Source organism: Chryseobacterium sp. 14P4.3.2, from assembly GCF_057799275.1.
On the sequence record NZ_JBYOKO010000001.1, the window covers coordinates 589,454 to 610,115 of the forward strand.

Sequence of the window (20,662 nt, forward strand, 5' to 3'; positions counted from 1 at the left end):
ATTAACATCATTTTTTGATCTTTAAAATAACCTCACGTGGATATTGAATTTGAATAAGTTTATCATTATTTGAATTATTTTTTGCTAAGAAATATATCATGTAATCTCCTATATCAGATTTTTTACAATCTATATAAAGTTCTTTTATAAACTTTTCTTTGAATCCTATTTTAATAGGAATACTTTCTTCATTTCTTTGCATTGTAAAATCTGTGCTGATATTTTTAATATTAGAGCCCTTTTTAATATATGAAATTGATTTGGAGATATGAACATAGGGGGTATATGGCTTTATTACATCATCATCTTTATTTATTTTATTATTATTTTCTATCAAAACAAAGTTCAATTTTGGAAGCGTAAAAACAATAGAATCTTTTCCTACGTTTAATATGGATAAATTTATTGCTTTTTTATCAGTACTATAATTTAAATCTATAATAAGATCTTCTTGATTCCCAATATATTTTTTTTCCAATGTAATGGCCTTGCACTCATTCTTATTTGTACAAGAACAAATTCCAAGTGCGATAATTAGTAATATAAATATTATTTTCATTTCATTATTCGATTAAAAACGGGTAGTAAAAATTTCTTAAGTAAACTGAAACAGGGAAGTTTACCATCATATCCTGGTAAAGATTAATCCATGTAGTTTCCTGTTTTTGGGGGAGCTTACACTTCCATAAATAGCTCCGAATACAATAGTTCATACTACCTTTGTTCTCGATTAGCTAACATACTTTTTATAGATTACTAATAAAGCAATTAAGAGTATGACACCCAGGAAAAAGTATAAAATATTTAATCGATATCTTTTTACCTCCTCTTTTGTATAAGATAAGCTTTCTATCTTTTTCCTTGGGAAAATTAACTTCAGAGGCTGCGCTAATAAAAAGAAAATTAATAAAGTAAATAATAAAAATATTATTATTCGCAATATCTCCATTTCTAAATAGGGGTTAATAAATACCTGAACAAAGGCTCCCGAAAAAAGCATTATAGGAATATTATAGGGGAGACTAAAAACTAATATCGTCCAATTATACTGTCCCTTTGTTAACCAAACTTTTTCATAATATTTTTTCAAGCTCCAAAATAAATAAGTAAGTGTTTTCATAGATTATGGTTTTGCCAGTTGTGTCTGGATATGGTTATAGGTATATTGAAAGTTGTTAAAGAATGCTTTTCCTACAGAATAGCCTACTTGATTATCAATTATATTACCCACATAGTTATAAACCTTGCCACTAACTCCTGTTGCATCTAAAAACCCTAAAGCTAAACTAGCCGCCGGTGAAAAGATAATTGAAGCTGTGCTTATTACAAAATTAAGAAGATTTGCCGTAGTAGGATTAATAGAATATTGATAAAGTGCTACTCCTGCACCTAACACAGCAATTCCTTGTCCAAACCTAGCCAACCCTTTCAAATAGCCTCCAAAAGCGGTAAGATCTCCTTTTACTAATTGCATGATCGCTAATTTGGTGTTGGTTGATATTCCTAAACCACCTAATGCCTTTCCTATTTTATCCATAACCCCGTCACCGTCTGAAGCGTTTACGTTTTTTCTTGGAATCTTATAATTTGCTTTCTTATTTTTTTCTGTATCGAACGGGTTATCTGTTTTATGTTCCAAATGATTAAAAGCCATCACAAAAAATCCGCTCATAGCACCCTCCCAGAAGTTTCCTCCTGCTAATACACTACCTACACCTCCAGAGGTCATACCTGTTAAAATTTTGCCCGTATCACTTGCGAAAAATCCGCCTTTAACACCGTTCAGCAAATCACCGCTTAAACTTGCAAATGCTCCACTTGCAGCACCACTCCAAAAACTACCTCCTGTAACGGAAGAAAGTACACCCATGCTTACAGCATGTAATCCCGCTCTTGCAAGCGTAACGCCTGTTGTTCCTAAAGAATTGGCAATACTAGCGACCTGAAACAATGTTCCTATCCCAAAAGACAGTGCTCCGCTTACCATTCCGGTAATCGCTGCTGAAGAAATAGACCTAAAAAATCCGCTAACCGTCCAATTTCCTTTTATTAATGCTATGGTAGTATAGGTAGCAGCGGTTATTGCAATTGCAGCGAAGGCCGCTTTAGCCATCACCGCTATCAAGGCAACAATAGCAAATTCTCCACTCGGGTCATTATACATCAAAGGATTGTTCAGAACATAGCCATATTTATTATAATTCTGCGTATTTGTAGGGTCCTGGATGTTCTCATCTGCATTTAAGAATCTCCTTAATAAAGGATCATACAATCTACCGTTCATATGGATGATTCCTACCTTTGTAAGATGCTCATGGCTAAAGATGCTTCTTGTATAATCCTTATATAAAAATTTGTAAAAACCATTTCTATTAAGGCAAAATAATTTTATCTGGGTAAAATTTTATACTTCCGGTAAAATATGTATAATTGCCACATGTTTGATCCTTCAGTTTCATAAGCTTCTCCTTTCGTTTATCATTTACTGAAATATTTAAATTATGTATAACAGTTTTAAAATTGTCATCTTTTAAAAGAATTGTTCGCCCAGATTTATATCCAACTAATTTATAATAATACTTTCTACTACTTTTTTTATCAATAAATTTTGGATAATTAGTATTTAAGGTATGGTGGTCTTCTATTCCTTCACATTTTAAAGCAATATACTTTTTAATATCACTACTATCTTTTTTCATAATTAGTAATGTAAGTGGTCCAAAATATTCAGGACCAATTTCATTGAATTCATCTTCATAAAAAAAGTTTTCCAATGTAGGGATTTCTATTAAAAAATCTTTTTCTGTTGTATTTTCAATTTTTAAAATCAAAATAGAATCTTTTTTATTTATTGAAGCATAAATTTTTAAGTCTTTTTTTTCACACGATATAAGTATAGAGGTGAAAATAAAAAGTAACAATGGTGCTATATACTTTTTCATAAGTTAATATTTAAAAGGTTTAATCAAAGGAATAAGTAACTTATCTAATAGAGGATTTGATTCCGGAATCTCCCAAGATTTTATAACTTGCATCCAGTCTGACTTTTGTAGCCATGTATTTGTATCAAATAGCTTTAGAGACATTTTTCTTATTGATATATGCCCTAAATCATCAAAGAATTTAGCAAATCTACCTTTTCCCTCAAAAAAAGAACTTGCTAACACGGAAAGATTTGAGTTTCCTAAAATAACATGTCCGGTTTCATGTGTAACAACTTCCGTTAATAAACCTTTGGATGCAAATGCTGCCTTTGAGATATAAATGTCGTTGCCTAAAGTTACTCCCAGTACATTTGAAGTTTCCGGTACGCTTCCCAGTCCAATTTTGTTCCAAAAGCTCAATCTATAAAAACTCCCATCTTTTGCTATACCGTAACCACTTGGATTTTTCAAGTAATAATATTCTACACCATACTTTCTTAAACTACCATATCCCTTTTCAAATTCTTTCATTGTACCATAAGAATACTTTTGCGTATCTTCAGGACTTGATACTGTAGGGCTAAAAATATCTTCTCTTTTTACTTCGCTTACAATTTGATTTCCATTAGGTCTATTAAAGAGTTGGTTAATACCCTGTCCTAGTGCTGTGACCACCCCTCCAATCACAGCCCCTTTCAGTACTCCTTCAAGGAAGTTTTGTCCGGTAAGTAAAGCTGTAACACCTCCTGTTCCTGCTCCTGCGAAAGCACTGCTTCCTACAGATCCCCAGAAACCGCTGGCACTAAAAACCTGTCCTAATCCACCGGAGATTCCTCCTGTGACAGAACCCATTAACAGAGGGCATTGATAAAGGCGCTTGTAAGCTATTTTTTGTACTTGTTTTTAAGTAATTCTATTTCTTTTTTCATTTTATATTTCCAGTTTTTACCATTTCTTTTTTCTAAAAAACTTTCCGTATATTCTTCATATCTATTATTTAATTCAATTGAAATATCATCAATAGCTCCTCCTTTATTAATATATATAACCCCATAGGTTTTTGTTAAACTATCAATTTCTTTACCTATTTTTTGGTGATCCCTGTACAAATTATCAAAAATAAAATCTCCTCCGAAATAATAACACTTGATAAGATCTGTCTTCATGTCAGATTCTGCACGTTGCTTTGTTTTTACAAGTAAATATTCATATTCATTTTTTTTTTCAAAATATTGCTTTGAACTTCCTATAAAATTTATGATTATAAAAACTAAGTTCATGCTTATAAAAACTAAAAAAAATTTATATCCATATCTTTTATTTCTAAAAGGTATGGCAGCCATAAAAGTGGATAATAGGAATATTGCAATCAAGCAATATAGAAATATTTTCATGTCAAAATCAAAACTTATTAAATCAGCTCTTAGTTTTGATGGGTAATTTGCAGAATATGTATTGAAAAAATATGAAATTATTAATAATATAATTATTAATAATAGACTTAACACTCTTCTTAATACCATTATTTAAAAAGTTTTAAATTACTAATCTTAGATAAAGCAGGCTTCCAATCAAATGCACTCGGAAATTTACCCCCATAGTTTAAAAACATTTGAAGTTCACTTTGTTGATACCATGAATCTCCAAAAATCGTTGAAACTCCTAAAGAAAATTGATGTGCTGAAGCCTCTGTATAAGTGTGGAATGCTTCTTGGGAATATCTAGCCGCCAAACCGATATATCTATGAAAGCCATGAATATATTCATGTCCCATGACAGGCTTTCTTCACTCCATCAGTATATCTTCCTAATACAGGAGAAATGTATGTAACAGATTCTGGTTTTTTATTAAATAAAGTACTTAGCCAAGAACGTGATTTTCCGACGTTAAAGCCTAAAATATATCCTGTATCTCTTATATCATTCGATTGAATATGACCATTACTATTGAAATTGTAGTTGTACGCATATAAATCAGCATTGGTAGCTAACTTCATTTCATTATTTATATTAGATGCTGATGTTTCATAATCTTCTACTAAGTTATCAAAGTCACTTCTGACTTGTAATGTACTAGTATAATCTTCTCCTGTTGCAGTAATATCAAATCCTAGGTTTTTAAGATCTTCTAAAGTTGTAAGTGCAGGTCTCTTATTCAAGAAATACTGAAATGTTGAAGATACTAAACTTGTAACTACGGCCACACCACCACCAATGACAGCCCCTTTCAGTACTCCTTCAAGGAAATCCTGTCCTTGTATTAAAGACAATACACCCTGTGCCATAGCGTGTGCAGCTCCCTGTACTAAAATAGTTCCAAACTTTCCAATTTCGTTGGCAATTTGGGTAGCACTATCAAGCCCAAGAAGTGTTGCTACTCATCAGAATAATTAGTTTTAATAAAGACTAATTGTACTTGATTACTACAAATTTTTCTGTTATAAATATTCTCTTTTTTTAGATAATCTCTGACTTGAGGATTAATATTTTCGTTAAGACATATCTTTAAATTGTATTTCTTATCCTTTTTCAAAATATAACCTTCTATTTCTGAAAAATCATAAAAACGAGGTTCATTTTCAAAATCAATTCTTGTTGAAAACTTCATAGAATCATTTCTTTTGATAGTTTTAATATATCTTCTTAAAAGAGAAAGATCAATATTATTGATGTTACTCAAACTTTCTATTTCTTTATATTCTTCTTTTATAGAAGCTAAACTATCTAAAATTTTTCCTTTATAATTCACCCTAAATAAACCAGGAATTACAATATTTTTGTTGTTGTATATATTTATTTTAGGGTTAAACCATGTATTTATAAAAAGACTATCTTTTTCACGTTGAAAAAAATCAGGATTACATAAAATTCGTATGTCATTATCTGTTTTGTTTACAATATAATAACTTACAATATCTTGGTTATAAGAAATATTCTTATTCAACCTAATGTAGATATTTTCTTTTTCATCAGTTTTCTTTAGATTATAACAATTACAAAGTAAAAACAGAAAAAGTAATAATAATGAGTTATTTATATTGCCAGCCATATTTTTGATTTAATGATTTTAATGCATCTCCTGTACCAAAAGTAAATCTACTATTTAATAATACAGTACCGATTTCTTTATGTATTAAAAAATGTTCATAGTCACTCCGTTTTTGACCAGAGTATTTGAGAAGTTTTTGGAATCCTGGATTCCAATAAAATACTAAATGTTTTAGCTCATGGAAAATAACTGTTCCCAAAGACATATTACTTGCTGTTGATAAGCTATTTCTAGCTAAATAAATATCTCCGGTTTTTACATTTGTTGCTCCATGATAGCTATCTGCATTTGTGAATCCTGCAATCTTTCCTCTTCCGCCTGCTAAATCTCTTTGATTTTTAAGTATTGCCACTTTTTCCATCATGGTTTGAGCATATTCTTTTGTAGCTACTGGCTTAGCCCAAGGATCATAACCTGCTTGTTCAAGTTGACTCTCCAGTATATATTTACCTTGAGAATCTAATTCTGTTACTAATTTATTACTCGTATCCATCTGATGCATAACATGGTTCAACCCGGCGACTGTACCTCCGATCAAAGCACCTTGCCAGAAGTTTCCTCCTGATAAAGCAGAACCTGCACCTCCTGCCAGAGCTCCAAAAGTAATTTGTCCTATGGCAGAATTGGCTACCCCTTTAGCAATGGCTCCGAATGCACTAGCTCCTAAACTTCCCAAAGCTCTAGCAATAAAAGCCTGTCCAAAATTATTACCTTGCATTAAAGATAATACTCCCTGTGCTACCGCATGAGCTCCAGCTTGCGCCAGCACTCCTAAAGTTGTACTCGCAAACTCCGTAGCAGCCTGATAACTAATCGTTGTGAAAATTATTGTTTGTTTATTAGGTGTAATGCCTTTGATTGTTAATCCAGTTGAATTAGTTGTGCTTCCTTTATAATATTACCATTTAATTCCATTTGAACTGGCAAAACCTTGATCTGGAGATAAATTCGAGGCTTTTGGATTCATTGCCTTATAAAACTTTGCAGCTTTAATATCACCTCTCATTATTACAAATCAATATTATCAGACCATTTATAATTTATAAAACTCCCATCCCAGTTTTCCCCATAAGTTACAAATTCAATAAAATTAATTTTACAATCTGTAATATCCACTTCATGAGCAAGCCCATATTGTAAAGTATCAAGATGTAGATCTTCATTAGTGCTAATTGAAGTATTACATATTTCTAAAAAAGGAATATTTAAGGGATCTACGTAGTAAAAATTAACATACATACCTACTCCCGTTATTTCTCGATTTAAAACCCTAAGTAAAGGGATATGTTGTTTAATACTGGGATATTTTAGACTTAGTTTATCCAGTATTTTTAATTCTATATTATTTAATTTATTCATTCCTAAAGACCTTTTCTACTAAAAGAAGATATTATTACTTTCCCATCTTGAATTCGACCACCAATTAACCGAACCGGTGTCCCGCCTACATTTATGATATTTCCTGCATTTCCTTTAGGTAAAACCCCGTTTGAATTAGGTGTAAGTCTACCTGCACTAAATGCTTTATTTGCCGCATTCTGAACAGCCTTAAAAGCTTTTGCTTGGCTTCCATACTTTGAAACTAATCCATCTAAGGCATGTTCTGATTTTCCAAATATGTGATTTAATCTATTTGCATCAGCTCCTATGTTCTTTGCTGTATTTACTCCTCTTCCAAACCCACCATACATCATACCACCTCCAGCTCCTTCATCCGCCATTATTTCAATATGGGAAGAGTTCATCATCCTGAAAATCCTGTCCATCTTGGTTTCACCTGCGTGATAACCTGGATAATCTCTCCAAGCTCGGTATTCTTCTAAAGTACCATATTTATTTCCTGGTGTTTTTTGCTTAGGATCTTCCTGATCAGGCTGCATGTCTCCTGAGTGCAATGCATGATTCAAACCAGCAACTGTACCCCCAATCAAAGCACCCTCCCAGAAGTTTCCTCCTGAAAGGGCAGAGCCTGCACCTCCTGCCAGAGCTCCAAAAGTAATTTGTCCTATGGCAGAACTGGCAGCCCCTTTAGCAATAGCTCCGAATGCACTGGCTCCTAAGCTACCCAAAGCTCCTGCAATAAAAGCCTGCCCAAAATTATTACCCTGCATTAAAGATAATGTTCCCTGCGCTAAAGCATGTGCAGCACTTTGTACAAATACCGTCCCTAATTTCCCAAGTTCTGTTGCAAGCTGGGTTGCAGTTCCGGCAGAACTTACAAATACACTTCCTATTCCCGCGGTCACCGCCCCGCTTATTGCCCCAAAGGTAATAGACTTCAGGAAGCCTCCCCAACTCCAGTTACTGGAGAAAGACGCACTCATTATATAAGAAACTGCTCCAATAGCAGCCCCTATAACTGCTGCAGTAGCTACAGTTCCCCAAAAAACAGGCAGCGCAGCAAAAATGGCAAATACAAACTCTCCATTGGGATCATTATACATCAGTGGATTATTCATCACATACCCATACTTATTATAGTTTTGGGTATTGTAAGGATCCTGTATGTTTTCATCTGCATTTAAGAACCTTCTCAATAGTGGGTCATATAACCTTCCATTCATATGGATGATGCCTACTTCTGCAAAATGCTCATGGCTGGTATAGCCTCTTTCTAATAATAACGATGTATTGTCAATTATATTTTTATCGGTGATAATAGCCCCGCTTCCTATCTGAAGATGGGTAAAATTGCCCCAGGCATCAAAATGTCTCTGCTCCAGCTTATTTCCTGCTTCATCACTGATCGCTAAGATGCTTCCAATATAATCTTTATGCAGGAATTTGTAAGAACCGCTGCTTTCTGTATAATTTTTTAAATATACAATATTACTTTCATAAGGATTACCTCCAATATAAAGAATGTGCTTTTCCTTTCCGGTTGTATTATCTTTTACTATTTCAAAGCTCCCATCCTCACTATAATATTTGGTGAATTTACCTTCCCCATCGGTACTAAAGTTGCCTCCATAGGTAACTCTTTGACGCATTGAGTTTAAGCCATACTGGAAAGCAACATCACCTTTCATTCCATCAATGAATACAGGATCATTGTTTTCATTGTAAACAATGCTTTGGATGAGATCATTGTTATAATTTTGCTCTCCAGTAGCATTTAATGTCATACCTGTAGGCTGGTAGATCTTTGCGGAATTTTCAAACTTAATCGTTCCCACCTGATCGTTTTTTATAATTCTTCCTTTAACATCATAGGTGTTTTGTGAAGTCTGCCCTGTTCTAGGATTAGTCCAGCTTACTAATCTGTTATCATTATTTTCATAATTAAATGATTCGATAATATTGAAGTCTCCTAAAGTCTTTCTAAGATTGAGTTCATTTTTAATTGCATTGAAAGTATATTCAAGGCTTAGAATGTTCTGTATAGGAGAAAAATGCTTCACATGAGTTAAGAAACCATTCTCATCATATTTATTATTAATATCTGCTGCTCCTAGTTTTGCTTTTAAAGCCTGACCTTTAGCATTGGTTTCCTGAAGTTCCCACAGGATCTTACCTGAAGTTTTATCTTTTACTTGGGTAAGCTCTCCATTCCATGCACTGTACACATTTTCTATTTGCACTTTAGTCAAAGTTCCAGAAGAATACAATTGCTTTTCATAAGATATTATTCTTGCCTTATCATCATAAGTAATTCCTTTTTGAATAAAATATTTACCATTGCTATTTTCCGAAGAAGATAGTAGTCTTCCTTGTGGGTCATAAGAAACATTGGAACCATAGGCTTTACCTTTGGAAGTTCCGGCTTTTGCAACCAATCTTCCTTTATCATCATACGAATAAGAAATGGTCTTATCGGTTGCTTGTCCGCCATCTGTTGTAGAAAGTTCTTTTTGAGTGATCAGTTGTTGTACACTATTATAGGTATATTCTTTCGTTCCTTTAGGACTTATAATCTTTTTGGGTTGACCAAATCCATCATATTCATATTTGTAGATTCCATTGGAAGGATCATTAAACTCTGATTTTCTTCCCCACGAATCATATTTAGTGGTAACAATATTTTCGGCATATTGAGCCTTGATCTGTTCACCTGCGGCATTGTAAGAAAATGTGATCGTTCCACCTTTGTCAGTAGTGGTGATAGTGTTTCCCAGAGCATCTGCTGTTTTAGTGGTGATTCTTCCATAATCCGCAGGATTTGATTCTTGGGCCGTTGTTGTTAGTCCTGAAATGCTGGTCTTCACTTGTTTTCCAGTGAAGGAAGTGGAGGTTATTTTAGCAGGGAATACGCTGTCATCATAGGCAATGGTATTCCACTGGCTAACACCCTGTCCTTCAAAAAAAGGTTCAGACTCTCTTATTTTTCTACCTAAAATATCATACTGGGAAGCTTTCAAAACAAAATACCCCTGACCAAAAGCTTTGGTTGAAGATGTAATTTCCTGTCCTAATGTATTGGTTGTTTTCTTTGAAATATCCCCATCCGGATCGTATTGTGTAATGATCAAATTAGAGAAATAATCTTTTTCGTACTGATACGTTGTAGTTCCTGCTATATTACTTTTAGAAGTTAATAATTTACCCCAGTTATCATAAGTATTGGCGAGAATATTTCCTAAGGGATCGACCTGGGTCAGAATCTGCCCCCAATCGTTGTATACAATACCGGTCTGTAATCCTAAGTTGTCTGTTTTTCTAATGACAAACCTTCCTTTAGGATCATAGTCTGCTTTGGTGGTCTGAGTCCCAGAATCAACACTATTACTTACAGTTTTCTGAATAGTATTTCCAAAGCCATCGTAAATATAGGTTTCCTGTAAGTACCCTGTATTGTCCCTGTTCCAGGTTTTCAGGACTTTCAGAAGGTTGTTTTCATACGTGTATTCTTCCTTAGCAGATTTTGTATCACCATAGGCCTGCACTACATCTGTTTTAGATTGAGGACGTCCGATATAATATTCTGCCCCGTTTCCAGAGGGATTGTGAGTATAATCGAAGGTGGAAGTAGTGATGCCATAGCCGTTATTGATATTCACAATACTTTGGGCAGGAAGATAATATTCTCCATAGGTAATGCTGCTTTCGGTAATGTTGCCCGTTAAAAAGTCTTTGGTTTTGGTACTCTTTGGTACTATTGCAGTTACGATTTTAGGTTTATCAGCATTAGCTACCGAAGTGACTACTTGTCCGTTCAACAATTTATCGGTTTGATATTGTGTTGATTTGAAGCTTAATAATTGGGAGTTGTTCTCAGAAATATCCTGAGGAAAGATCATATTTTCGTTATTGGTTCTGATTGACCATTCTTTTACCGGAACGACTTCGTTGAAAGGATCTACCTCTGTTCCGCTCCATATTTTAGTGTTTTCAAAACCATCAGCATACCAGGAAGAGCGGGCAGTTTGGCGAAATCCGATGATACCCTTCCCTTGTAAATTCGCTATATATCCTCTGTATCTGAAATCCTGCTTTTTGCCGGACATCCTGATTTGAGTCACCGCATACATCTGGGATAGCCTGTACATTTCTACATAGGGATACTGCTCTTTTTTTACCGGAGCATATATATTAGAATTAACAGCAGGGTCAAGCTCTTTATAATCGATATCATACTGAAGACCTGCCTGAAGTATGCTTGAAATATTCTTATCAGCATTCAGATTATAATGCTGGTAACTGATGAGCTTTCTCTCACTATTATTCACACCCTTTAATAAAAACAGTACTTTAGAGGAGCTATTATTCACTCTGAAATCTCCAAATAAAGGACTTACTATTACTTTAGCTCTTTGAGAATAATAGAGTTGTTTTTTTGTAAAACGCCATTTAAATTCTGTATTTGCCGGATTATAATAAGGTTCCGTATAATTATCAATAAACCATGTTGATTGCTGATTATTAGCAGCTGCAAATATTACGGTAGAGTTTACAATATCGCTTTTCCCGTCATTGTCCAAGTCGATTAGTCCGGCCTGGGAATAATTTACAAGTGTTGTTGGATTCTGAGATACTTTCTTATAGTACATAAGCCCCTGAAGACTTTCGGATAACGAGATACCATTATTTAAATAAATAGACCATCCTGTGGTATAGATATCATTTGTTGCATTTTCATGTAAGGGTAGAAGTATTTCAATATTTCTGTCACCATTCAAATCTCCAAATTGAAGTCCATCTACAAGTCCTTTTACGGAATGGATATTTTTCAGATTTAAGATATAGGCATTATTTTGTTTTTTGAGCTCATATTGATGAACACTGTTCAATGGAGTACTAAAAGTCCTGCTGACAGAGGGACCGTTTTCATTCATATATTCTTTGGTGAAAAAGGTAACATCTGTATTGGTACCAGTAGGGTCTACAAAAACGATATCCTGCTTCCCATCATTGTCAAAATCCATAATTCCCCCTTTGCTCAGGATATTTTTAGGGGTTGTATCGGGTATAATATGAATGGTATTGTTTTGTATATCATCATTGTCTGCAACCATATACCTATATCCTAATGTATTACAATCCCATCTTCCTTTAGGCGGGTCAGGAACAATGACTACATAACGACATTTTTGATCTTGTATACCCATCACCAGCTCAGAGATTCCATCAGAATCAATATCAACTTCTTTCAGATTTGAAAGACGTGAGACATTGGAACCACTTCCGCTATTAGGATATGTCGAGCTACTGAATATGTAACTGGAACTCTGTATTGTTTTTGAATATTCCAACACTAAAGGGTTGTTATACGTATTTAAAACGGACGCATCGCTTTTAATGGAGTAGTATCTTAATTCTATGTTTCCTGTAGAGGGAGGGTTATATTCTGAATTAGCCTTGGAGATAATAAGTCCCTGCTTGGTTTTAATATAGTTATCCGCTGATTTTATATTAAATGTAGTAAAATTGCTACTTGGCCAGAAAGTACTTGAAGAGCCTAAGTAGACAAAAGAAGGATTGCTGCTGTTAATAGCATCAAAATAAATATAGTATCCATCCGGTCTGCCATTTTGCGCAGGCTGCATCACGATAAAATCTACCAATCCATCTCCGTTATAATCTCCGGTTGTAACAATATTGTTGTAATCTGCAAAATTACTTTCACTGCTGCTGGTAGTCAATGGCTTTGTGGTAAAGGTAACCGGATTGGCGGCATCTCCTACACTATTACCTTCGATCACACTTTTTACAAACTGGTAGTTAACCCTTTTATTGGAATCATTATTTACCGTTTCAACTGAATAGTTGATGGAATAGTTTTTAAACGTTGCATTACCTGTCTTAACCACTACAGTGCTTAGAATTTTGTCCTGTAGTAAAGGAACTCCCCTGACGTAAGATGATTCCTGAACATTTCTGGGAGAATAGTAAAAGTTGATCTGGTTATAATGAGCCTTTCCAAGTCCTTCATTGCCTCCCCATTGAATTGTATTAATGGAAGCCGTATTATTACTTTGGGTATAGTTATAAGTAATATAGTTACCCTTATTATCCTTCCATTTTACAATATTATACTCTATTGGTGTTCTTGCTAAATTATTGCCTGTGGCGCTGCCAGCTCCATACCAGGCCTGAGATCCGTCTTCAAAAGTAACCTCCCAATATTCGGGTCCTTTCCATGCTTGTCCTGGTATGGAACCAAAAGATTTTATCTTAATATTGGAATACTTCTCCGTTATATATTCAGCTCCATCTTTTCCATATTCACCGGATTTAAGAATTAATCTTTGACCATTGAAGCTGTAATAATCAGAATAATCCAGTTGTATTCCCTTAACTTCTCCATCTTTTTCAATGGTCTTTCCTATTCTTGAAATAGCTGTAACACCAGATAAATTCCAGGCATAGCCAGCAATTCCATTCCCTGCGCCACTGGTATAAACCAGATTAACTTGTGGTGCTACACTTTTCACCCCTGGTGGTAATGCAATGGGTAAAGTAAATTGCAATTGTCCGGCTCCATTGACTTCCATATTTCCCTTGGTATCATGAAAACTCTTTCCATCCGGTGCTGTCGTTCCTGATGGGTTGGTTGATCCGGCATTGGAGTCCGCAGGTCCACCTCCCGGATTATCAGTAGCTGTACCGATCTTAGCTACAAAGGGATTCGATGAGCTTGAAGAAGCATAGAATCCTTGTGCTAACACCACTGATTGTGGATCTTGCACCGTTCTTGACACACCTTCTGGCTGATACAGTATGGTCTGTGAAAATCCCAATACTGAAAATAAAGACAGTATGAATGATGAAAATAGTTGTATTTTCTTATCGTAACGTTTCATGATTCTTATCGTTTGGTGATATTTTTACTAAAAATTCTGCCATCTTTTAGGGTAAATTGTACAACGTATACCCCCCAATCATAGCCTATCATGTTAACCTTGACTTGCTTGTTAAGATCAGGCGCATTCTGCTCGTGGAATTTCCAGTGAACTGTACTGTGCTGATATAATGAAACGGATTCTATTAGCCCATCTACTTCTTCGCTCCAGTCAATAGTTAACACATCATTTACAGGAACTGGATATAACCTTATTTGTTTCCAAAATGAAGTTTCATCTATAATTTGAGATTCTGGTTGTGTTATAGAAACAGTTTTAGCTTCTGTTTTTGCAGGCTCTTGGGCTATTTTCCCAGCGATATTAGTACCCCTGTATCTTTGATTTCCTGCTTCATCGTATTTGAAGTAGACTTCTGTTTGGGAAAATCCGAAGAAACCTATCATCAGAGATGATAGTGATAGTAATTTTGTTTTCATTTGTGATTATTTTTGTGTTGATAATAGTTGCTGAACCTGCTGTTTCAACTCTCTAAGTTCCTCGGATTGCTTTTCTAATATTTCAATCTTTTGAGATTGTTGCTGTAATTTCTTATTCTGCTCAATGGAATAAAGAGTTAACTCCTCAATCTTCTCAAGCAGCATGGAATTCATCTCAGCAACATTAATTCCGTTTTCAAGTACTTCCTGAGCAGTGGGAATGTTAGGCAAGTGTCCTTTTTCATGAATATGTTTTTCAACATCTTCTAATGATCTTAGGTGATACTCTTTTTTAAATACATAATCAGCCCATACATTAGCTTTGACTTCAACTTCTTTAGCCTTAATTTTACCGTCAAATCTGGCAATGGCATTATTGAAGAACTTTACCCAGGTTCCGTTATAGCCATCCTGAATACCAAAATAGGTAGAACCATCATTGCCATCATTAGGTTGAGCTACAATAATATTATGAGAAACGTCAAGATTTCTTAAGACAGTATCCCCTACACCACCACCATAACAGCCATTACATGATGATTTCCCAATTTGAAACCTTCCTAATGAATTGGCAATTTCAAGAACAGGATTGTCATTATTATACACTCTCATTGTAGTATAAGGATTAGTATCCGTATCATTGAGTCCAACCCTTAAGGCTCCTGTTGGAAGTATACGAAGTGATGGGTTATTGTTAGCTTTAAAGACTAATGGTTGGTTATCTGTAGTCCCAATGAAATTATTGGAAGGATTGGTTCCTGAATTTCCTGTAATATTCCAATTTTGTGCAAATGTAAATGATGACATTAATAGTGCAATCGAAAATAATTGTGTTTTCATAATCTGTGTTTTTGTTTAAGAATTCTAGATCGTTTATGCATTAAAAGTAATGTTTTTTGATCTAATTTTTAATTTAATGTATTGATTTTAAGTTGGTTTTGTTGTTTGTAGTATAGGGTGATGATAAAAATAAAAAATGTATTTTTTTTTACGATGAATCATCTGTTTAATGGGAAAATATTTTTGAAAATTTTTTGATAAATGGGTAGTCGTGCTATAGTTTTTCAACTTATAAGATGAGTTGTTACCCATTTTAGAAAAAATCTCTACCTTTGTCACAATGAACCTGTTAAGATGGATACTGGCAATTTATTTCATGGCGTTATCACTGATGCCCTGTGAAGATGCGCTCCATCCACTGAATTCAGGAAATCAAAAGATATCGTTAAACATTCAAGAGAATCATTCCACAGAAAAAGGAGACATCTGCTCTCCGCTTTGTGCCTGCAGCTGCTGTCAGATGACAGTTTCTGCGTTCAAAATGGATCCCTTGTTGGAGATTCCTGAGCAGATTCCGGTTTATTTCTCAAAAAAAATTCTATTCCAGAAAAACGATTTCGCTTACCAGATTTACGATCCCATCTGGCAGCCTCCTAAAATTTAATTTTTATTGATTCTTAGAAAGTTAGCTTTCTAAACGGTGCTTGAAACTTTGCAATACTATTGCAGAGGTTTTCAGGATATTTTTGCTGCAGCATTTTGTGCTGTGCGCCTATTTTTCAATAAAATTAAATAAAAATCGTGTTAGATAAAATCATAAAATTCAGTATCAGAAATAAAGCGGTTATTGGTATCATGACTTTATTACTGGTCATCTGGGGAACCTGGAGTGCTACAAAGCTGCCTATAGATGCGGTACCGGATATCACCAACAACCAGGTACAGATCATCACCGTATGTCCTACATTGGCGGGACAGGAAGTGGAGCAGCTGGTTACCTTTCCCATTGAACAGAGTATTGCTAATGTTCCAGACATTCAGGAAACAAGAAGTATTTCAAGATTCGGACTTTCTGTGATTACAGTGGTGTTCAAGGAAAATGTTGATGTCTACTTTGCGAGACAGCTCATTAATGAACAACTGAAAAATGCTGTGGAAGAAATTCCAAAAGGAGTAGGAACTCCGGAGCTAGCTCCTGTAAGTACAGGACTTGGAGAAGTGTATCAGTATATTCTTCACCCTAAAAAAGGAAGCGAAAAGAAATACAATGCCAAGGAACTTCGTACCATGCAGGACTGGATCGTGCGTAGACAGTTGAACGGAACTCCGGGAGTTGCTGAAATTAACAGTTTTGGTGGAGAGTTAAAACAATATGAGGTAGCTATTGACCCCAACCGTTTGAAGGCCATGGGAACCAGTATTACCGAAATATTTACCGCCCTTGAAAAAAATAATCAGAATACCGGAGGAGCTTATATTGATAAAAAGCCGAACGCTTATTTTATCCGCGGAATCGGATTAGTAACTTCTCTGGAGGATATTAAAAATATAGCTGTTAAAAATGAAACAGGAAGCGTTCCGATTTTCATAAAAGATGTGGCAGATGTCCGTTTAGGAAGTGCCGTTCGCTATGGGGCGCTGACTTATGACGGGAAAGTAGATGCTGTAGGTGGAGTTGTTATGATGCTGAAAGGGGCCAATAGTAATGAAGTAGTTAACAATATCAAAGCAAAGATTCCAACCATCCAGAAATCTCTTCCTGACGATGTGGTAATAGAACCTTTTCTTGACAGGACAGATTTAGTGGACCGGGCGATCAATACGGTTCAAAAAAATCTTATTGAAGGAGCTTTGATCGTTATTTTCGTTCTTGTTATCTTCCTCGGAAACCTGAGAGCGGGCCTTATTGTAGCTTCAGCAATTCCGCTTTCCTTGCTGTTTGCGTTGGGAATGATGAATGTTTTTGGGGTAAGTGCCAACCTGATGAGCCTTGGTGCAATAGATTTCGGGTTAATAGTAGATGGAGCCGTAATTATTGTAGAAGCCACACTGCATCATTTGGGGGTAAGGAAATCTGTCCGGGCGTTGACACAGTCTGAAATGGATGAAGAAGTATTTCTTTCTGCATCCAAAATCAGGAGCAGTGCTGCTTTCGGAGAGATTATTATCCTTATTGTATATATTCCAATTCTTACATTGGCTGGAGTGGAGGGGAAAATGTTTACCCCGATGGCCAAAACGGTAGGATTTGCAATTCTGGGAGCTTTGATTCTCTCTCTGACCTATATTCCAATGATGAGCGCTTTATTTTTATCCAAGAAGATCTCTCACAGAGAAAATTTTTCAGATAGGATGATGAACCGTCTTCAGAAGATCTATCAACCCTTATTGCAGAAAGCAATCAAAGTAAAATATATTGTGGTCTCTGCAACAGCGGTGGTCTTTCTTATTTCCGCTTTTATATTCAAAAATATGGGTGGTGAATTTATTCCGCAATTGCAGGAAGGAGACTTTGCTTTCCACTGTATTTTGCCACAGGGAAGTTCACTCAGCCAGAGTATAGAGACCTCAATGCAGGCATCAAGAATTATAAAACAGTTTGATGAAGTAAAGATGGTGGTGGGGAAAACAGGATCAGCAGAAGTTCCTACAGATCCTATGCCTCCTGAAGCAACCGATATGATTGTGGTGCTGAAGCCCCAAAGCGAATGGAAAACCAAGAAATCCTATAACGACCTTGGAGATGAAATCAGTGAAAAGCTGGAAACAATTCCTGGGGTGTTCTTTGAGAAAAACCAGCCTATTCAGATGCGTTTCAATGAGCTGATGACAGGGATCAGACAGGATGTTGCCGTGAAAATCTTTGGAGAAAACCTTGACTCACTGGCAGTATATGCTGATAAAGTTGGAAAAATTATTCAGACTGTTGACGGAGCCACAGCTCCTCAGATTGAAAGGGTAAGCGGACTTCCGGAGATCAATGTGCAGTATGACAGAACAAGAATTGCCAATTATGGATTAAATATTGAAGATGTGAACAATGCTGTAAGTACTGCCTTTGCAGGAAAAGCGGCAGGGCAGGTTTTCGAAAATGAAAGACGTTTTGATCTGGTAGTCCGTTTAGACAGTCTTCACAGAACTGATATCTCAGATGTTAACAACCTAATGATTACTTCCGGTACGGGAGCACAAATTCCTTTGTCACAGGTGGCGAATATAGGTTATAAACTGGGGCCTGCACAAATAAGCCGTGAACAGGGTAAACGTAGAATTGTGATTGGCTTCAATGTAAAAGGACGTGATGTGGAAAGCGTTGTAAAAGATATTCAGACAAAACTAAATAAAGTGAAATTACCATCCGGCTATTACTTTACTTACGGAGGGCAGTTTGAAAACCTTCAGGAAGCTAGTAAAAGGTTGATGATTGCTGTTCCGGTATCACTACTTCTGATTTTTATGCTGCTGTATTTTACCTTCCGGTCATTCAAGCAGGCTGCTTTGATCTTTACGGCCATTCCTATGAGTGCTATCGGAGGTGTGTTCGCTCTTTTGGTGAAAGATATGCCATTCAGCATCAGTGCCGGAATCGGATTTATAGCCCTTTTTGGAGTCGCGGTACTTAATGGAATTGTTTTGATAGGAACTTTCAACCAATTGGAGAAAGAAGGAGAAGAGGGTATTCTGAAAAGGGTATTTGAAGGAACGAAAACAAGATTAAGACCAGTTCTGATGACCGCAACAGTTGCCTCGTTAGGATTTTTACCAATGGCTATTTCCACAGGAGCAGGGGCAGAAGTTCAGAAACCCTTGGCAACGGTAGTTATCGGAGGTCTGATAACGGCAACATTCCTTACTTTATTCGTTTTGCCAATGCTGTATATCATTTTTAACACAAAGATTCTGAAAAGAAAAAATAATAAGACAGGAACATTTACTATTGTTCTCATTTTAGGATTTATGATGCTGGGGCAGACTTTTAAAGCGCAGTCCAGATCTATTTCTGCGGAAGAAGCAGTAGAAATGGCGGTAAACAATAATCTAACCTTGCAGTCAAAGGATTTAAGCATAAAATCCGCTGAAGCTTTGCGTGCTACAGCTAAAGAACTTCCCAAGCTAAGCGTTGAAGCACAGCTCGGGCAGTATAACAGTCCGAAATTTGATCAGTCTTTTGCAATCTCTCAAAGCATTCCTTTTCCAACCCTTTTTAAGGCAAGGAAAGAATTGATCAGTGAAAATATCAAGAGTAAGCAGATTGATAAAGAGGTTACAGCCAATGAATTGATAAAACAGGTCCGTACCTATTATTATCAGATAGAATACCTGCAGTATAATAAAGCACAGCTGACAAGTCTGGCCGGATATTATGAAGACTTTATCCGGATTGCAACAGTGAGATTTAAAGCCGGTGATATCAAAAAAATTGAAATCAATACGGCAGAAACCCAAAAAGGAGAGATTGATCTGCTCCTTAGGCAAAATGAAGTATATCTGAATAATGCCTACAAGAGTTTAAAAACACTTCTGAATACCACGGATAATCTTGAAGTGCCCTTTAAAAAAGATTATGCCCCTTTAAAAGCAGAAAATGTACTGGATAGTTCCATAGTCGCGAATAACCCTTCTGTAAGGGCTTTTTACCAGGAAATGGAAATTGCGGAAAAAAATAAAAAAGTTGAAAAATCCCTGGGAATGCCAGACTTTAACCTGGGATATACCAATCAATCCCTGATAGGGCTTCATACCGTTAACGGGCAGGAAAATTTTTACAATTCCGGAAAACGATTTCAGTCTGCCACCGTAGGAGTTGCAATTCCTTTAACCTTTGGAGCTACAAAAGCGAGGATTCAGTCGCTGGAATATGAAAAACAGGTGGCTGAAACCAATGCGATAATGCAAAAGAAACATCTTTCTGCACAGCTGGAAAATGCTTTCAGCCAATATCAGCAGGATACCCAGCAATATGAATATTACAACAGTCAGGCACTGCCAAATGCAGAAAAAATTGTTAAAGCAGCTCAATTAGGATATAAAACTGGAGAAATCTCCTACGTGGAATATCTTTTTGCTTTACAGACTGCTACCAATATCCAATTAAAATATCTGGAATCTATTCAACAGGTAAATCAATCTGTAGTTACCATTAATTCAATCATTAATAAATAATATGAAATCGCTGGTCACACAATTTTCGGA

At 35.7% G+C, this 20,662-nt stretch carries 16 protein-coding genes; 2 read left to right on the top strand and 14 right to left on the bottom strand.

Annotated elements, in window-relative coordinates; all coding sequences use genetic code 11:
• Positions 1-7 precede the first annotated feature (7 nt).
• The 14 genes from AC27VX_RS02665 to AC27VX_RS02730 all read right to left on the bottom strand — a co-directional run bounded on the left by AC27VX_RS02665 (position 8) and on the right by AC27VX_RS02730 (position 15,529).
• The gene (locus AC27VX_RS02665) at positions 8-559 is read right to left on the bottom strand and encodes a hypothetical protein (protein WP_236857061.1); all 552 of its coding nucleotides are present in this window, start codon (positions 557-559) and stop codon (positions 8-10) included.
• Positions 560-730: 171 nt separating this feature from the next.
• Positions 731-1,120, bottom strand: a complete 390-nt coding sequence (locus AC27VX_RS02670) for a hypothetical protein (protein WP_488693729.1) — start codon at positions 1,118-1,120, stop codon at positions 731-733.
• Positions 1,121-1,123: 3 nt separating this feature from the next.
• Positions 1,124-2,284, bottom strand: a complete 1,161-nt coding sequence (locus AC27VX_RS02675) for an RHS repeat-associated core domain-containing protein (protein ID WP_236857062.1) — start codon at positions 2,282-2,284, stop codon at positions 1,124-1,126.
• 88 nt (positions 2,285-2,372) lie between these two features.
• Entirely contained in the window at positions 2,373-2,942 is a 570-nt protein-coding gene (locus AC27VX_RS02680; RefSeq protein WP_236857063.1) for a hypothetical protein, read from the bottom strand.
• Positions 2,943-2,945: 3 nt separating this feature from the next.
• Positions 2,946-3,776, bottom strand: coding sequence for a hypothetical protein (locus tag AC27VX_RS02685; RefSeq protein WP_236857064.1), 831 nt, complete (start codon positions 3,774-3,776; stop codon positions 2,946-2,948).
• Between the two features lie 32 nt (positions 3,777-3,808).
• Positions 3,809-4,447: an FEKKY domain-containing protein gene (locus AC27VX_RS02690; RefSeq protein ID WP_488693730.1), complete on the bottom strand. Its 639-nt coding sequence runs from the start codon at positions 4,445-4,447 to the stop codon at positions 3,809-3,811.
• On the bottom strand, positions 4,447-4,698 hold the full coding sequence (locus AC27VX_RS02695; protein WP_236857066.1) for a hypothetical protein: 252 nt from the start codon (positions 4,696-4,698) through the stop codon (positions 4,447-4,449). The genes AC27VX_RS02690 and AC27VX_RS02695 overlap by 1 nt, the downstream gene beginning before the upstream one ends.
• Positions 4,688-5,209, bottom strand: coding sequence for a hypothetical protein (locus AC27VX_RS02700; protein ID WP_488693731.1), 522 nt, complete (start codon positions 5,207-5,209; stop codon positions 4,688-4,690). The genes AC27VX_RS02695 and AC27VX_RS02700 overlap by 11 nt, the downstream gene beginning before the upstream one ends.
• Before the next feature lie 89 nt (positions 5,210-5,298).
• Positions 5,299-5,973, bottom strand: coding sequence for a hypothetical protein (locus AC27VX_RS02705; RefSeq protein ID WP_236857068.1), 675 nt, complete (start codon positions 5,971-5,973; stop codon positions 5,299-5,301).
• The gene (locus AC27VX_RS02710) at positions 5,954-6,742 is read right to left on the bottom strand and encodes a hypothetical protein (RefSeq protein ID WP_236857069.1); all 789 of its coding nucleotides are present in this window, start codon (positions 6,740-6,742) and stop codon (positions 5,954-5,956) included. Before AC27VX_RS02710 ends, AC27VX_RS02705 begins: the two co-directional genes overlap by 20 nt.
• 239 nt (positions 6,743-6,981) lie before the next feature.
• Positions 6,982-7,332, bottom strand: coding sequence for a hypothetical protein (locus AC27VX_RS02715; protein ID WP_236857070.1), 351 nt, complete (start codon positions 7,330-7,332; stop codon positions 6,982-6,984).
• Positions 7,333-7,334: 2 nt separating this feature from the next.
• Positions 7,335-14,213: an RHS repeat-associated core domain-containing protein gene (locus tag AC27VX_RS02720; protein WP_488693733.1), complete on the bottom strand. Its 6,879-nt coding sequence runs from the start codon at positions 14,211-14,213 to the stop codon at positions 7,335-7,337.
• A gap of 5 nt (positions 14,214-14,218) precedes the next feature.
• Positions 14,219-14,689, bottom strand: a complete 471-nt coding sequence (locus AC27VX_RS02725) for a T9SS type A sorting domain-containing protein (protein WP_488693735.1) — start codon at positions 14,687-14,689, stop codon at positions 14,219-14,221.
• A gap of 6 nt (positions 14,690-14,695) precedes the next feature.
• Positions 14,696-15,529 carry a cell wall anchor protein gene (locus AC27VX_RS02730; RefSeq protein ID WP_488693736.1) on the bottom strand — a complete coding sequence of 278 codons (834 nt, stop codon included), beginning with the start codon at positions 15,527-15,529 and terminating at the stop codon, positions 14,696-14,698.
• A 280-nt stretch (positions 15,530-15,809) separates the two neighbouring features.
• Here AC27VX_RS02730 and AC27VX_RS02735 point away from each other — a divergent pair, with 280 nt between their 5' ends.
• Together AC27VX_RS02735 and AC27VX_RS02740 are read left to right on the top strand one after the other, a co-directional pair.
• Positions 15,810-16,133, top strand: coding sequence for a DUF6660 family protein (locus AC27VX_RS02735; RefSeq protein ID WP_300686633.1), 324 nt, complete (start codon positions 15,810-15,812; stop codon positions 16,131-16,133).
• A gap of 137 nt (positions 16,134-16,270) precedes the next feature.
• Positions 16,271-20,632, top strand: coding sequence for a CusA/CzcA family heavy metal efflux RND transporter (locus AC27VX_RS02740; RefSeq protein WP_488693737.1), 4,362 nt, complete (start codon positions 16,271-16,273; stop codon positions 20,630-20,632).
• Positions 20,633-20,662 lie beyond the last annotated feature (30 nt).

What these genes read in the sequence shown, in the direction of transcription:
- AC27VX_RS02665 (WP_236857061.1), bottom strand. Translation starts at nt 559, where the DNA reads ATGAAAATAATATTTATATTACTAATTATCGCACTTGGAATTTGTTCT.
- AC27VX_RS02670 (WP_488693729.1), bottom strand. Translation starts at nt 1,120, where the DNA reads ATGAAAACACTTACTTATTTATTTTGGAGCTTGAAAAAATATTATGAA.
- AC27VX_RS02675 (WP_236857062.1), bottom strand. Translation starts at nt 2,284, where the DNA reads ATGAACGGTAGATTGTATGATCCTTTATTAAGGAGATTCTTAAATGCA.
- AC27VX_RS02680 (WP_236857063.1), bottom strand. Translation starts at nt 2,942, where the DNA reads ATGAAAAAGTATATAGCACCATTGTTACTTTTTATTTTCACCTCTATA.
- AC27VX_RS02685 (WP_236857064.1), bottom strand. Translation starts at nt 3,776, where the DNA reads ATGGGTTCTGTCACAGGAGGAATCTCCGGTGGATTAGGACAGGTTTTT.
- AC27VX_RS02690 (WP_488693730.1), bottom strand. Translation starts at nt 4,447, where the DNA reads ATGGTATTAAGAAGAGTGTTAAGTCTATTATTAATAATTATATTATTA.
- AC27VX_RS02695 (WP_236857066.1), bottom strand. Translation starts at nt 4,698, where the DNA reads ATGGGACATGAATATATTCATGGCTTTCATAGATATATCGGTTTGGCG.
- AC27VX_RS02700 (WP_488693731.1), bottom strand. Translation starts at nt 5,209, where the DNA reads ATGGCACAGGGTGTATTGTCTTTAATACAAGGACAGGATTTCCTTGAA.
- AC27VX_RS02705 (WP_236857068.1), bottom strand. Translation starts at nt 5,973, where the DNA reads ATGGCTGGCAATATAAATAACTCATTATTATTACTTTTTCTGTTTTTA.
- AC27VX_RS02715 (WP_236857070.1), bottom strand. Translation starts at nt 7,332, where the DNA reads ATGAATAAATTAAATAATATAGAATTAAAAATACTGGATAAACTAAGT.
- AC27VX_RS02720 (WP_488693733.1), bottom strand. Translation starts at nt 14,213, where the DNA reads ATGAAACGTTACGATAAGAAAATACAACTATTTTCATCATTCATACTG.
- AC27VX_RS02725 (WP_488693735.1), bottom strand. Translation starts at nt 14,689, where the DNA reads ATGAAAACAAAATTACTATCACTATCATCTCTGATGATAGGTTTCTTC.
- AC27VX_RS02730 (WP_488693736.1), bottom strand. Translation starts at nt 15,529, where the DNA reads ATGAAAACACAATTATTTTCGATTGCACTATTAATGTCATCATTTACA.
- AC27VX_RS02735 (WP_300686633.1), top strand. Translation starts at nt 15,810, where the DNA reads ATGAACCTGTTAAGATGGATACTGGCAATTTATTTCATGGCGTTATCA.